Here is a 13,453-nt window from a genome sequence, read left to right on the forward strand (position 1 = left end):
CCCTGTCTCGTATGGGGGGCTCGCTGGCAGCCCCGTCTGCGGCGGCTTACTTGTCCGCCTGTTCCGGTGCCTGCGGCTGCTGGCGGATCCAGAGGTCGGCGTACTTCACGAAGGTGGAGTGGGCCGACAGGATGGCCAGCAAGAGCCCCTGCTTGCCGTCGAGGAAGCCGGCCTTGAGCAGGTACATCTTGAGGAAGCAACCCAGCGCGTGCACCAGCCCCTGGCCGAGGGAGCCCTTCTTGCCGCGGGCGGTGCGCTGATCGGCCCAGGCGCGGGCATAGCCGGCGGATTTGACCAGGTAGTGCTCCAGATCCCGATAGGTGAAGTGGAGCAGGTCGCCGTGCAGGTTGACGATCTTCATGTTGGCGCGCACCTCCACCTTCTCGTGCACCAGCACCTCGTTGTAGCTGGTGAGATCCTTGGGATAGAGGCGCAGCACCCGGTCCGGGTACCAGCCGCTGTGGCGGATGAAGCGGCCGAACACCCAGGAGAGGCGCGGGATCGAGTAGATGGTGTCGCTGGCCGGGTTGGCCATGACGGCGGCGATGGCGGCTTTCAGCTCGGGGGTGAGCCGCTCGTCCGCATCCAGCCACAGCACCCAGTCGGATTGCACGTGGGACTGGGCGAGCCGGCGCTGGCGGCCGAAGCCTGGCCACACCGGGTTGACGAAGAAGCGGGCGCCGAATTCGGCGGCGATGGCCGGGGTCTCGTCCTGGCTGCCGGAGTCCATGATGACGATCTCGTCGACCAGTCCGTCGAGGGAGGCGAGGCAGGGGCGCAGGTTTTCGGCTTCATTCTTGACGATAAGGACAGCCGCCAGAGTCGGTTTGTTCACGGATTAAAGGCTCTTGTTGGCGCCCGACTGGCGGGCCATGCTCAAATTGGCGCCCATTCTAGCCTAAAACGGCAGGCGGAGCATGGTTCCGGCGGCGGGATACGTGTCGGTTTCAAATGGGTTGTTTTTTGGCGCCAGGATGCATGGCAGCGGGATCTTCTGTTATTTCTCGGGCCATTCTTCGGGCATAATCTCGGCCAGCAACGATTAACCGCAGGGCGTGGCCCTGGAGAAGTGCGAGATGAAAATATTGGTGATCGGCCCCTCCTGGGTCGGCGACATGGTGATGTCCCAGAGCCTCTACAAGGCGATCAAGGCCAATCACCCCGACAGCGAGCTGCACGTGATGGCGCCCGCCTGGTGTGGTGCCCTGCTGGAGCGGATGCCGGAGGTGGACAAGGCCATCCCGATGCCGCTCGGTCACGGCGACTTCAAGCTGGGAGCCCGCCGCCGGCTCGGCAAGCAGCTGGCGGCCGAGAAGTACGATCAGGCCATCATCCAGCCCAACTCCATGAAGTCGGCGCTGATCCCCTGGTTTGCCCGCATCCCGGTGCGCACCGGCTGGAAAGGCGAGCACCGCTTCGGCCTGCTCAACGACATGCGCAGCAACAAGTCCGCCTTTCCGCTGATGGTGGAGGCCTACCTGGCACTGGCCTATCCCAAGGCGCAGATGAAGAGCCGGGCCGATATCCCGACCATCCCCCAGCCGGCCCTCAACGTTGATCTCGTCAACCAGGAGAAGGCGCTGGCGCGGCTCGGGCTGGATCGCGCCCGCCCGATGCTGGTGCTCTGCCCGGGGGCCGAGTTCGGCCCGGCCAAGCGCTGGCCGGAGGGCCACTACGCCGTGGTGGCACAAAAGCACCTCGACGAGGGCTGGCAGGTGTGGATCTTCGGCTCCGGCAAGGACGCGGCGGTGGCCAACACCATTCGCGACCGGATCAACCCGCTGTCGCGCCCCAACTGCCACGTGCTGGCGGGCAAGACCAGCCTGTACGAGGCGATCGACCTGATGGCGCTGGCCGGGCGGGTGATCGCCAACGACTCAGGCCTGATGCACGTCGCCGCTGCCCTCAACCGGCCGCTGATCGGGGTCTATGGCTCCACCTCGCCGCTCTACACGCCGCCGCTGGCGGACCGGGTCGAGATCGTCCACACCGACATCGAGTGCCGCCCCTGCTTCAAGCGCACCTGCAAGTTCGGTCACCTCAAGTGCCTGATCGAGCTGATGCCGGAGCAGGTCATTGAGGCCGGCCGCCGGCTGGAGTGCAGCGAGACGCCGGCCCCGCCGCTGGCGCCCGGCGAACCGCCCCGTTTTGTCGCCGAGCCGGGCAAGCGCGGGGAGCCGCACTAGCATGGGCTATCGGCTGCTCTACAACCTGCTGATCCACCTGGGGCTGCCGCTGGCATTGCTGGCGCTCTACAAGCCGAAGAGGGGCAAGCCCGGTTTTGGCAAGCGCTGGGCCGAGCACCTGGGGCTAACGCCCGCCACCGGGCAAGAGGCGCCGCTCTGGATCCATGCGGTGAGCGTGGGGGAGACGCTGGCCATCAGCCCCTTCATCCGCGCCCTCAAGGCCGAGCGGCCCTTCTTGCCGATCCTGCTCACCACCACCACCCGTACCGGCGCCGAGCAGGCCGCCAGGCTGGGGGATCTGGTGGAGCACCGCTACGCTCCGCTCGACTACCCCTGGGCGGTGGCGGCGTTTCTCAAGGCCGTCAAACCGCGCGCGCTCTGGGTGATGGAAACCGAACTGTGGCCGAACTGGCTGGCCGCCTGCGAGGTGCGCCACCTGCCGGTGACCATCATCAATGCCCGCCTCTCGGAGCGATCCTGCCGGCGTTACGCCCGTTTTCAGGGCGCCTTCGATGCCCTCAGCCGGCCGCTGACCCACCTGCTCTGCCAGCACCAGGACGACGCGGATCGCTTCCATCGCCTGGGGATAGACCGCAGCCGGCTGGCGGTGACCGGTTCCATCAAGTTCGACATCCAGCTCGATGAGCAGGTACAGGCCAAGGGCCGTGCCCTACGCCAGCTGCTGGGGGCGGAGCGGCCGGTCTGGATCGCTGCCAGCACCCATCAGGGAGAGGACGAGCAGGTGCTGGCTGCCTTCGACCGGGTGCTCGCGGCGCAGCCGTCGGCCCTGCTGATCCTGGTGCCGCGCCACCCCGAGCGGTTCGAGCGGGTGGCGGCGCTGTGCGCCCCCTACGGCTGCGTGCGGCGCACGGCGGGCAGTGCGGTGGGCGAGCGCGACAAGGTCTACCTGGGGGATACCATGGGCGAGCTGCCGCTGATGCTGGCGGCGGCCGATGTGGCCTTCGTCGGCGGCAGCCTGGTCAAGGTGGGCGGCCACAACCTGCTGGAGCCGGCGGCGCTCGGCAAACCCTGCCTGAGCGGCCCCGCCTACTTCAACTTCAGCGACATCACCCGCCAGCTGGTGGTCCAGGGTGGCGCCGCCGTGGTGGCCGATGCCGCCGAGCTGGGGGAGCAGGTGAGCAGTCTGCTGGCCGACGAGAGCCGGCGCCGGGAGATGGGCGAGCAGGCCCGCGCCGTGGTGCTGCGCAACCAGGGGGCGCTGGCACGTACCCTGTCTCACTGCCTCTCCAGCCTGGAGAACGACTGAATCGGGAGTGGTGGGCATAAAAAAACGGAGCGCATGGCGCTCCGTTTTGCATTTCAGAGACCGGCTCAGCGCATGATAAGGCCAAGCAGGATCCCCACCACGCCGAAATCGGCATCGCTGAAGGTGGTGTTGGCAAAGCCGAGATCCCCCAGCACCGGCAGCAGGAACACCGGCAGGAAGGTGATCAGCAGGCCGTTGGCGAAGGCCCCCAGCATGGCACCGCGACGGCCGCCGGTGGCGTTGCCGAACACCCCGGCCGCCGCGCCGACGAAGAAGTGTGGCACGACACCCGGAATGATGACGGTGAGCCCCAGCAGGTAGAGCAGCACCATACCCACCAGCCCGGCAGCAAAGCTCGACAGGAAGCCGATCAGCACCGCATTGGGGGCGTAGGGGAAGACGATGGGGCAGTCCAGCGCCGGCTTGGCGTTGGGCACCAGCTTGTCGGAGATCCCCTTGAAGGCCGGCACGATTTCGGCGATGACCATCCGTACCCCCTGCAGGATCACGTAGACCCCGGCGGCGAAGGTGATGGACTGCATCAGGGAGAACATGAACCAGTGCTTGCCCTTGGCGACTTCCGAGACGTAATCCGCACCGGCAAACAGAGAGGTGATGAGGAAGATGATGCCCATGGTGAAGGAGATGGCCACCGGGGTATCGCGCAGGAACAGCAGGCTCTTGGGCACCTGCACCTCTTCGCTGCTGTGGGCCTTGTTGCCGAACTTGGCGCCGATCCAGCCGGCCAGCACGTAGGAGCAGGTGGAGAAGTGGCCGAGTGCCACGTCATCGGAGCCGGTGATCTGCTTCATGTAGGGGTGGGCGAGGGCCGGGAACAGCACCATGGTCACGCCGACCACCAGGCTGCCCACCGCGATGAGCGGGATACCGCTCATGCCGCCGGCGGAGAGGATGGCCGCCACCATCATCGACATGAACAGGGTGTGGTGACCGGTCAGGAAGATGAATTTCCACGGGGTGAGCCGGGCGATCAGGATGTTCACCAGCATGGCGAAGAACATGATCATCGCCATCTCCTTGCCGAACGACTGCTGGGCGATGGAGACGATGGCCTCGTTGTTGGGGACGACCCCCTTGATGCCAAAAGCGTGCTGGAAGATGGTGGCGAAGTCGCCCAGCGAGTTCACCACTAGGGTGGCGCCGGCCCCCAGAATGACGAAGCCCATGATGGTCTTGACCGTGCCCTTGATGCACTCGGTCACCGGTTTCTTCTGGGCGATCAGGCCGATGAGGGCGATCAGGCCAACCAGCACGGCCGGCTCCGACAGCACGTCAAACATCAGAAAATTGAAAAATTCCATGGTCAGCTCCAAGCAGATGGAAGCGGCGGCTCACCGGCCGCCCAGACAGTCGCAAAGGGGTTAGAGTGCGCCCAGCTCGCGCAGGGCGATGGCGAGTTTTTCTTTCATGGCGGCCTTGTCGACCATGTTGTCCAGCGATACCAGCCGGCCGTCGACCCCCATGCTGATCAGCTGTTCGGCGATGTCGCGGGTGGCGACAAAGATCTCGGCGCTCTCGCTGCCGGCGGAAGCGAGATCCCGGTGATCCACCTCGGCCGTCACGGCCAGCTCCTTGAGAATGCTCTTGATGCTCATCTCCATCATCAGGCTGGTACCCAGGCCGTGTCCGCATACAACCAGAATCTTCATGTGCTCTTCCTCTATCGGGCGCAGGGCGCCACTCAATAACGCGCCAGGATGCGCAAGATGTCGTCTTTGCTGGTGGCCGCCATGATGGCCGCCACGTCTTCTTCATTCATGAACAGCTCGGCCAGCTGGGCGATGGTCTCCACGTGGGAGTTGCTGTCGCTGGCGGCCAGGGTGATCAGCAGCCGGACCGGGTCGTTGCCCTCGGAGCCGAAGTTGACTCCCTCCTTCAGCACGGTCAGCGCCAGTCCCAGCCGGTTGACGCCGTCTTCCGGGCGGGCGTGAGGCATGGCCAGGCCCGGGCCCAGCACGTAGTAGGGGCCGAGCTCCTCGTGGGAGCGGTAGAGCGCCGCCACATAGGATGGCTCGATGGTGCCGTTGGCCAGCAGGGGGGCGGTGGCCAGCTCGATGGCGTGACGCCAGTCGCGGGCGCCCGCTTCGATGGAAATGACCTCCTCGGTCAGCAATTGGGTCAGCATGGCAGTGTCCGGGCTGGATAAGATGGCGCCAATCTAGCGATCTTGCCAGCTGATAACTGTGAGCCTGATCGCGAAAGTTAGCGCTACCAGATAGCGCTAACATCGAACTGTGATAGCGCTATCATTTCTCTCACAGAAGGGATTCATCCTGCCCCTTGTCGGCCTCAAAGGGGGTAAAATCCGGTTTGAGCAAATAGTCAGTGCCCCACTTTTGCCTTAAAGTGAGTACCCGTATGCCGAGGAAGGGAAAGGATGTCAGAAGCGAAGAAACGCCGTAGCACGGGTCGGGTGACCCTCAACGATGTGGCCCAGCTGGCCGGCGTGGGGGCCATGACGGTGTCGCGCGCCCTGCGCACCCCCGAGCTGGTGTCCGACAAGATGCGCGAGCGCATCGAGGCGGCGGTGGATGAACTCGGCTATATCCCCAACCGGGCGGCGGGGGCGCTGGCATCCGCCACCTCCCAGACCATAGTGGTGATCGTGCCCAGCCTGACCGAGTGCGGCTGCGGCGAGGTGATTGCCGGGCTGCAGCAGAGCCTGCGCCGGGAGGGCTACCAGATCATGCTGGGGGATGCCCAGCACCTGAAACAGCAGGAGGAGAGCCTGCTGACCAGCTTTCTGCAGCACAATCCGGCGGCCGTGGTGCTGTTTGGCAGCGATCCCGGCGAGACCATCCGCCAGCGGCTGAAGGCGGCTCGCCTGCCGGTGGTGGAGGTGGGGGCCATGGCCCGCAGCCCCATCGACATGAACGTCGGGGTCTCCAACTTCGATGCGGGCTATCAGCTGACCCGCCACCTCATCGAGCGCGGCTACCGCAATATCGGTTTTCTCTGCGCCCGCCAGGAGCAGTGGATGCTGCAGCAGCGCATGCAGGGCTGGCAGAAGGCGCTGCTGGACAACTACCTCTCCCCCGACGCCATCATCAACACCTCGGAGCGACCCAGCTTCAGCACCGGGGCGGCCATGCTGGGGGAGTTCCTGCTGCGCTGGCCCGAGCTGGATGCGCTGGTTTGCGTCAACGACGAGCTGGCGGCCGGGGTGCTGTTCGAATGCCAGCGTCGCCACCTGAACGTGCCGGGCAAGCTCGCCATCGCCGGTTTCGACGATCTGGACGTGGCGCGCGCCTGCTACCCGGCCCTCACCTCGGTCCGCATCCCCTATCAGCGGATGGGGCAGGAGGCGGCCGATCTCATCTTGCGTCAGCTGGCCGGTGAACCCGTCATGGGCTCGGCGCTGACCCTCGACTTCCAGCTGCAGAAGCGGCAAAGCAGCTGATCCTTTTCACACTCATCAAAGAGGCAACCATGTTCAAGGCTCTGTTACTGGAAAACCAAGAAGGCAAGACGGTACCGACCCTCACCCGGCTGGGCGAGAGCCAGCTGCCGGAAGGCGAAGTACGGGTGGCGGTGAGTTACAGCTCCATCAACTACAAGGACGGGCTGGCCATCACCGGCAAGGGCAAGATAGTGCGCCAGTGGCCGCTGGTGCCCGGCATCGACTTCGCCGGTACCGTGCTCGAGTCTGCCGACGAGCGTTATCAGCCGGGCGACAAGGTAGTGTTGACCGGCTGGGGTGTGGGGGAAGGGCACTGGGGCGGCATGGCCGAACAGGCGCGGGTCAAGGCCGATTGGCTGGTGCCGCTGCCGGCCGGGCTGGATGAGCGCCAGGCCATGTGCATCGGCACCGCAGGCCTGACCGCCATGCTCTGCGTGCTGGCGCTGGAAGAGGCGGGAGTGACCCCGCAGAGCGGCGAGATCCTGGTGACCGGCGCCGCCGGCGGGGTGGGCTCCACTGCCGTCGCACTGCTGGCCGCGCTGGGTTATCAGGTGGCGGCGCTGACCGGTCGTCCCGAGGAGCAGGGCGAGATGCTGACCGCGCTCGGTGCCAGCCGCATCGTGCCGCGCAGCGAGCTGCTGGAGCCTGCCAAGCCGCTCGAGAAGCAGCTGTGGGCCGGGGCGATCGACAGTGTCGGCAGTCAGGTGCTGGCCAAGCTGCTGGCCCAGATGAACTACGGCGGCGCCGTAGCGGCCTGCGGTCTGGCGGGCGGTTTCGATCTGCCCACCAGCGTGATGCCTTTCATCCTGCGCAACGTGCGGTTGCAAGGTGTCGACTCGGTGATGTGCCCACTGGCACGTCGCCAGCTGGCCTGGCTGCGACTGGCCCGGGATCTGCCCGCCAGCTTCTTCGCGCAGGCGGTGACCGAGATCGGACTGGAGCAGGTGGTGGAGGCCGCCGAGGCCATCACCCAGGGCAAGATTGCTGGCCGCACCCTGGTCAAACTTTGAACTCCCGCTGACTGGCGAGCCCCATTTTTCTGGATAGACTTTGAGTGCGGGTGCACTATCCAAGGAGAATGAGCATGGGTGGACACAAGCCGGATTACGACCTCGACGACGAGTGGGAACCGGAATCCTGGGAGGACGAGCTGGATGAATGGGAAGACGAGAGCTGGCAGGACGATGACCCTCTCGACGACCAGTAATCCGCGTATTGAATACACAGGCGGGCCTCGGGCCCGCCTGTTTTTTTGGGCGGCTCACAGGAATGGGGACGGGCACTTGGAGGCCGGCGGCGGGCTGGCTAGAATGAACTGCCCAAACGACACTCAAGGATGATTATGCGACTCTCGGTGATAGTGTTTGCCGCCCTGCTTGGGGGCTGTGCTTCCCACTCGGATGATCCGTGCGAGAAGGTGTGGAGCGAGGTGGGGGAGGCGGATGGCAAGCTGGGCCTGACCGCCGAGCGGGTCGAGTTCCATCAGGCCCAGTGCGGCGAGAAGGTGGATGCCGAGCTGTGGAAACAGGGACACCAGAAAGGGCTGGCCTGGTACTGCCGGCCGGAACATCTCTATCTGGCAGGCCGTTCCGGCGAGGAGTACCGCGGGGTATGCCCCAACGACGTCCAGGCGCGCCGGTTGTTCGAGCAGGGGCGCCAGGGCTGGACCGATCAATAGCCGGTCAGGCTTCTTTCTCTTTCAACCGCAGCGGCTGACACAGATAGCTCTTGTCGTTGGCGCTGCGGGCACACTTGCCGCAGACGAACTTGGGTTTGCGCACGATTTTGCGCAGGGTCTTGAGATCGGCCGGGATCTCGCTGCGACGCCATTCACACAGGGTCTTGTTGCCCATTCCGACTACCTCGACAACTCAGTGGGCCCTAGTGTAATCAATTTTCATTTCTAAAACAGCGAGCGGGCCCGGATGATCGCATGGCCCGCTCGTGATGAGGGGACCTTACTGATAGAGGAATTTGGTGAAGATGAGCTCGCGTATCGCCTTCTTGCCGCTCTCTTTCACCAGCAGCTCGTTGGCCCGGGTCTCGCACTCCTTGCGCAGGTCTTCACGGCTGACCAGGGACTTGATCTGATCGGCGGTCTTGCTGCCCATCAGGCGGATGATGGCGTCGCGGATCAGGGGGTCATGCTGCTCCAGTAGCTTGAGGTCGGCCTCGTTCTCGGCCATCAGCTCCACCGTCACCCGGACGTAGCCGAGGGTTTTACCGTCGCTCAGGTAGTTGGTGATGATGTCGGGATCCAGCAGGTGGTAGAGGAATCCCGGCTTGGCCGCCGCCGCTTCTCCTTCTGCGGGTGCTTCCCCCCCTTCGGAGGCATAGGCCTGGAGTGCACCGCAGCTCAGCAACAACACCAGCAGAAATTTGAATAGCTTCATATGGATGGCTCATCAGCAAGAGATACCCCATTTTTGATGTTGCCATCGGGGCCGTCAAGCACGGATGTTCTTACAATTCTCGATTGATTTACGGATAATAAACCGGATTTTAACCTGATAACGGAAATCTCCGGATGGTGAAGCTGTGAAGTCCGAGTTGACTGTTCCCCTTGTCCGGCTGGAGCCCTGGCGGACTCCCGCGCAGTGCGAGCCGCCCGAGGCCTTGCTGCCCTGGTTGCTGGAGGCGGACTCCATGACCCGGCGCCTGCGCCGCCACAATCACCACTTTTCGGTGCAACTGCTCGGCAACCGCAGCGTCCCCCTCGATGTCGACGAGCAGCAGCTGGTGGCCGCCGATCATCCGGCTGGCCTGTGCCGCGAGGTGATCCTGCACGGTGATCGGGGGCCGGCCCTGCTGGGCTGGACCCTGTTCGCCGAGGCCGCCTTGCCGGACAGCGGCTTGCGCGAGCTGGGCGAGCAGCCTCTGGGTGAGCGTATCTTCGGTGACGAGCCTGCCCGGCGCGATCACCTGCAACTGGCCTGTTTCGAGATTGCGAGCAATCCCTGGTGCCCGGCCGGCATCGTGTGGGGACGCCGTTCCCGTCTGTTTCTGGGGCAATGGCCACTGCTGGTCCATGAACTCTTCTTGCCCTCTCTGTCATGCAACAAGGAGCTGGAGTGAATCTGTTAACCAAGGAGCGGGGACTGGCCTACGTGCAGTTGGCTCGCATCGACAAGCCCATCGGTACCCTGCTGCTGCTGTGGCCGACCCTGTGGGCGCTCTGGCTGGCGGCCGATGGCCTGCCGGATCTCTGGACCCTGCTGGTGTTCGTGGTGGGGGTGTTTCTGATGCGCTCCGCCGGTTGCGTCATCAATGACTATGCGGATCGCAACTTCGATGGTCACGTCAAGCGTACCGCCGGCCGGCCGCTGCCCATGGGCAAGGTCAAGCCGCGGGAGGTGCTGGCGCTGTTCGCCGTGCTGGCGCTCATCTCGTTCGCCCTGGTGCTGACCATGAACCCGCTCACCATAGGCCTGTCGTTTGCGGCCCTGCTGCTGGCGGTCTGCTACCCCTTCATGAAGCGCTACATCCAGATCCCCCAGCTGGTGCTCGGCATGGCCTTCTCCTGGTCCATTCCCATGGCCTACGCGGCCCAGGCCAACGCCCTGCCGGCCGTGGCCTGGCTGGTGTTTTTCGCCAACCTGCTGTGGACCATCGCCTACGACACCGAGTACGCCATGGTGGACCGGGACGATGACCTCAAGCTCGGTCTCAAGTCGAGTGCCATCCTGTTCGGCCGCCACGACAAGCGGATCATAGGCGCGCTACAGCTATTGACCCTGCTGATCCTGCTGCTGGTGGGTCAGCTGAGCGAGCTGGGATCCAGCTACTACTGGTCGCTGCTGGCGGCGGCGGCGCTGTTTGTCTATCAGCAGCGGCTGATCCGGGAGCGGGCGCGGGAAGCCTGCTTCCAGGCGTTCCTCAACAACAACTACGTAGGGGCGCTGATCTTCGCAGGAGTGGTGATCAACTACCTGTGAACTCGCTTCCCCAATGAAAAAGGCCGCGACATGCGGCCTTTTTCATTGGTGTGTACCGGCTCAGGTCCGGTTGCCCGCCTGAATGGTGCGGCGGATCTTGGTGCTCAGCAGCGGCACTATGTTGTCGGCCAGCGCCTGGAAGCGGCCCAGATCCGGCTTGCAGCCAGGATCCAGATAGCCTTCGCTGCGCAGGGTGTGGATCAGGGTGCTGAACAGCTTCTGGTCGAAGAACTCGGGGGCGTTGATGCCGTGCAGGGTGCCGAGGCGCTCCGCCATCATCAGGCCGTCCGCCTCCAGCTGCTCCGCCTCGATGCGGGGCTGGGCCAGCACCCGGGTCAGCACGATGGCGTAGCGTTGCAGGGTCTCCTGGATGCTCTCGGCCAAGAGCAGCAGGCGGGTCTGGTTGACCGGATTGACCCAGAAGCCGCCATCGCGGGCCTCGATCAGCTGCTGGCGCTGCAGTTCGGCCAGCAGGGCATCGATCAGCTCTGGCAGCTCATCCTCTTCGTAGCGCAGGAACAGCTCGGTCTTGAGCAGCGGGTAGATGTCGATGCAGCGGGCGACGATCTCGCTGCGGGAGATCCCCTCGCAACGCTCGATCAGGGCCGCCACCAGCGAGGGCATGGCGAACAGGTGGAGGATGTTGTTGCGGTAGTAGGTCAGCAGGATTGCCTGATAGCGGTCCAGGCTGATGATCTGCCCCAGTTTGTCCTCGCTCACCTCGAACTTGTTGAGCTCCATCGCCTGATCCAGCAGGGTCTTGGCATCCTCGGCCGGCATGGTGCTGTGCGGGCTGTAGGGCACCTGCTTGAGCAGGTCCAGATAGGTGTTGAGCTGGGCCTGCAGTTCGTCGCGGGTGAGGGCGTGGCGTTCGGCGGCCAGCAGCGCCAGCGCGCTCAGGGTCAGGCCGTTGACGGCGGCGGCGCCGTTGATGCGGGTCATCAGCAGCTCGGCCAGCTGGTTGACGGTGCCTGCCATCCACTCGGGGCGCTCCTCCTCGCCGATGTGCTCCTTCCAGGTCGGCACGTGTTCGTTGAGGTAGCTGTTGAGGGTCAGCGGCTCGCCGAAGTTGACGAAGCCGCGGCCGTAGTTGCGCAGCTTGCGCAGGATGCCGAGCACCTGCAGGAAGCTCTCCTTCTCCTTGCGGCTGCCCTTGAGCTCGTTGTGGTAGGTGTTCACCTCCATCACGTGCTCATAACCCAGGTAGACGGGGACGAAGGTGAGCGGGCGATCCAGCCCGCGCATCATGGCCTGCAGGGTCATCGCCAGCATGCCGGTCTTGGGTGGCAGCAGGCGACCGGTACGGGAGCGACCGCCCTCGGTGAAGAACTCCACCGAGTAGCCTTTGGCAAACAGCAGGTTGAGGTATTCCCGGAATACCGTGCTGTAGAGCGGGTTGCCCTTGAAGGTGCGGCGGATGAAGAAGGCGCCGCCGTGGCGGAAGATCGGGCCCGCCGGCCAGAAGTTGAGGTTGATGCCGGCCGCGATGTGGGGCGGCACCATGCCTTGGTGATAAATGACGTAGGAGAGCAGCAGATAGTCCATATGGCTGCGATGGCAAGGCACATAGACGATCTCGTGACCCTCCTGGGCCAGCTGGCGCACCTTTTCGGCGCCGTTGACCGACAGGCCGCGATAGAGCTTGTTCCACAGCCAGCCGAGGAAGCTCTCGCCGAGCCGGATCAACCGGTAGGAGAAGTTGGAGGCGATCTCGTCCATGTAGCCATGAGCCCGTTTCTGGGCTTTATCGAGGCTGATCCCCTCGCGCTGGGCCTCCTCCTCGATGGCCTGCTGGATCACGCCAGAGTCGAGCAGCTGCTTGAACAGCAGGTTGCGGTTGGGCAGCTTGGGCCCGGTGGCGGCCAGCTGCTGGCGGCTGAAGTGGGTGCGGGCCACCCGCGCCAGCTTGTGGGCGATGGCCTCGTCGGTGCCGTGCTTGTCCGCCATGTAGCGCAGGGAGAGCGGCGGAGAGAAGCGCACCAGGTTCTCGCGTCCTTTCAGGATCACGATCAGCGCCTTCTTGAGGCGGTTCGGTGCCAGGCTGCTGATGATGTTCCAGCCGGAGGCCTCCTCGCCTTCCCGACCCGGGGCACGGCCCCAGAACAGGGTGACTGGCACCACCTGGATGTCCAGCGCCGGATCCTGCTTGTGCCAATCCAGCAACTGGTGGAACTCCTGCAGGAAGGGGAGCGGCTTGCTGCGTTTGCCGAACAGGGGAGGCGGACGATCCAGACAGACATAGCGCGGCAGCAGCTGGCCGTTCAGCTCCAGCGGTGTGAAGGGGCCGGGCAGACCGAGATCCTCGCAGCACTGCTGCAGGGTCATCAGGTCGGTGATCGAGCTGGTCTTCAGGGCATAGACGATGGGTCTGGCCGGATCCAGCTTGAGTTCCGTGATGGGGTTTTCCGGCAGGCTCTTGTGATTGACCAAGCCGCTGACCGGCCATTGCAAGATGGCTCTGGAAATCTTCTGTCCAAGGGACATGTGCGTCTGCTCTCCAAAAAAATGCGGCGTGAGCATAGCAAATCACCGACTGCTTGTCGCCGAGAGGTACGATGAGTCGGCTGCGCGGGATAAAAACCATGGCAAATGAACAGAGGGCCGCGACAAATGTCAGCTGCGGCTTGCCTTGGCCACTGCACTG

15 protein-coding genes are annotated in these 13,453 nt (G+C 64.5%); 8 read left to right on the plus strand and 7 right to left on the minus strand.

Annotated elements, in window-relative coordinates; translation table 11 throughout:
- Positions 1–46: 46 nt before the first annotated feature.
- The gene (locus tag I6L33_RS04920; protein WP_017766505.1) at positions 47–835 is read right to left on the minus strand and encodes a glycosyltransferase family 2 protein; all 789 of its coding nucleotides are present in this window, start codon (positions 833–835) and stop codon (positions 47–49) included.
- 241 nt (positions 836–1,076) lie between these two features.
- On the opposite strand from I6L33_RS04920, the gene waaF reads away from it, so the two are divergent.
- Positions 1,077–2,186 carry a lipopolysaccharide heptosyltransferase II gene (waaF, locus tag I6L33_RS04925; RefSeq protein WP_216973644.1) on the plus strand — a complete coding sequence of 370 codons (1,110 nt, stop codon included), beginning with the start codon at positions 1,077–1,079 and terminating at the stop codon, positions 2,184–2,186.
- A 1-nt stretch (position 2,187) separates the two neighbouring features.
- Positions 2,188–3,453, plus strand: a complete 1,266-nt coding sequence (gene waaA / locus I6L33_RS04930) for a lipid IV(A) 3-deoxy-D-manno-octulosonic acid transferase (RefSeq protein WP_216973645.1) — start codon at positions 2,188–2,190, stop codon at positions 3,451–3,453.
- A 65-nt stretch (positions 3,454–3,518) separates the two neighbouring features.
- On the opposite strand, the gene I6L33_RS04935 is transcribed toward waaA, so the two are convergent.
- Genes I6L33_RS04935 through I6L33_RS04945 form a run of 3 tightly spaced genes read right to left on the minus strand, consistent with a single transcriptional unit; the run spans position 3,519 to position 5,599 of the window.
- The gene (locus tag I6L33_RS04935) at positions 3,519–4,775 is read right to left on the minus strand and encodes a PTS ascorbate transporter subunit IIC (protein ID WP_005307528.1); all 1,257 of its coding nucleotides are present in this window, start codon (positions 4,773–4,775) and stop codon (positions 3,519–3,521) included.
- Between the two features lie 60 nt (positions 4,776–4,835).
- Positions 4,836–5,123 (minus strand): PTS sugar transporter subunit IIB, encoded by a 288-nt coding sequence (locus I6L33_RS04940; protein WP_005307531.1) that lies wholly within the window; start codon positions 5,121–5,123, stop codon positions 4,836–4,838.
- 32 nt (positions 5,124–5,155) lie between these two features.
- Positions 5,156–5,599, minus strand: coding sequence for a PTS sugar transporter subunit IIA (locus I6L33_RS04945; RefSeq protein ID WP_017766510.1), 444 nt, complete (start codon positions 5,597–5,599; stop codon positions 5,156–5,158).
- Between the two features lie 252 nt (positions 5,600–5,851).
- On the opposite strand from I6L33_RS04945, the gene I6L33_RS04950 reads away from it, so the two are divergent.
- From I6L33_RS04950 to I6L33_RS04960, 4 genes are all read left to right on the plus strand, one after another.
- On the plus strand, positions 5,852–6,874 hold the full coding sequence (locus I6L33_RS04950; protein WP_005307537.1) for a LacI family DNA-binding transcriptional regulator: 1,023 nt from the start codon (positions 5,852–5,854) through the stop codon (positions 6,872–6,874).
- A 29-nt stretch (positions 6,875–6,903) separates the two neighbouring features.
- Positions 6,904–7,884 (plus strand): MDR family oxidoreductase, encoded by a 981-nt coding sequence (locus I6L33_RS04955; RefSeq protein ID WP_099359909.1) that lies wholly within the window; start codon positions 6,904–6,906, stop codon positions 7,882–7,884.
- A gap of 74 nt (positions 7,885–7,958) precedes the next feature.
- A complete protein-coding gene (locus I6L33_RS22125) occupies positions 7,959–8,081 on the plus strand; it encodes a hypothetical protein (RefSeq protein ID WP_005307545.1) in 123 nt (40 codons plus the stop codon).
- A gap of 135 nt (positions 8,082–8,216) precedes the next feature.
- Positions 8,217–8,552 carry a DUF2799 domain-containing protein gene (locus tag I6L33_RS04960; RefSeq protein ID WP_010635514.1) on the plus strand — a complete coding sequence of 112 codons (336 nt, stop codon included), beginning with the start codon at positions 8,217–8,219 and terminating at the stop codon, positions 8,550–8,552.
- Positions 8,553–8,556: 4 nt separating this feature from the next.
- Here the strand turns inward: I6L33_RS04960 and I6L33_RS04965 are convergent, their stop codons facing one another.
- On the minus strand, positions 8,557–8,727 hold the full coding sequence (locus tag I6L33_RS04965) for a hypothetical protein (protein ID WP_005307551.1): 171 nt from the start codon (positions 8,725–8,727) through the stop codon (positions 8,557–8,559).
- Between the two features lie 105 nt (positions 8,728–8,832).
- Positions 8,833–9,267 (minus strand): flagellar basal body-associated FliL family protein, encoded by a 435-nt coding sequence (locus I6L33_RS04970; protein WP_005307553.1) that lies wholly within the window; start codon positions 9,265–9,267, stop codon positions 8,833–8,835.
- Positions 9,268–9,412: 145 nt separating this feature from the next.
- On the opposite strand from I6L33_RS04970, the gene I6L33_RS04975 reads away from it, so the two are divergent.
- Both I6L33_RS04975 and ubiA read left to right on the plus strand, forming a co-directional pair.
- The gene (locus I6L33_RS04975; RefSeq protein WP_201972089.1) at positions 9,413–9,949 is read left to right on the plus strand and encodes a chorismate lyase; all 537 of its coding nucleotides are present in this window, start codon (positions 9,413–9,415) and stop codon (positions 9,947–9,949) included.
- Entirely contained in the window at positions 9,946–10,809 is an 864-nt protein-coding gene (gene ubiA, locus I6L33_RS04980; RefSeq protein WP_216973646.1) for a 4-hydroxybenzoate octaprenyltransferase, read from the plus strand. The genes I6L33_RS04975 and ubiA overlap by 4 nt, the downstream gene beginning before the upstream one ends.
- Positions 10,810–10,869: 60 nt before the next feature.
- Here ubiA and plsB read toward each other — a convergent pair whose 3' ends face one another.
- Positions 10,870–13,293, minus strand: coding sequence for a glycerol-3-phosphate 1-O-acyltransferase PlsB (gene plsB / locus I6L33_RS04985; protein ID WP_216973647.1), 2,424 nt, complete (start codon positions 13,291–13,293; stop codon positions 10,870–10,872).
- Between the last annotated feature and the right edge of the window lie 160 nt (positions 13,294–13,453).

Source organism: Aeromonas sp. FDAARGOS 1403 (genome assembly GCF_019047325.1).
GTDB classification, from domain to species: Bacteria; Pseudomonadota; Gammaproteobacteria; order Enterobacterales; family Aeromonadaceae; genus Aeromonas; species Aeromonas dhakensis.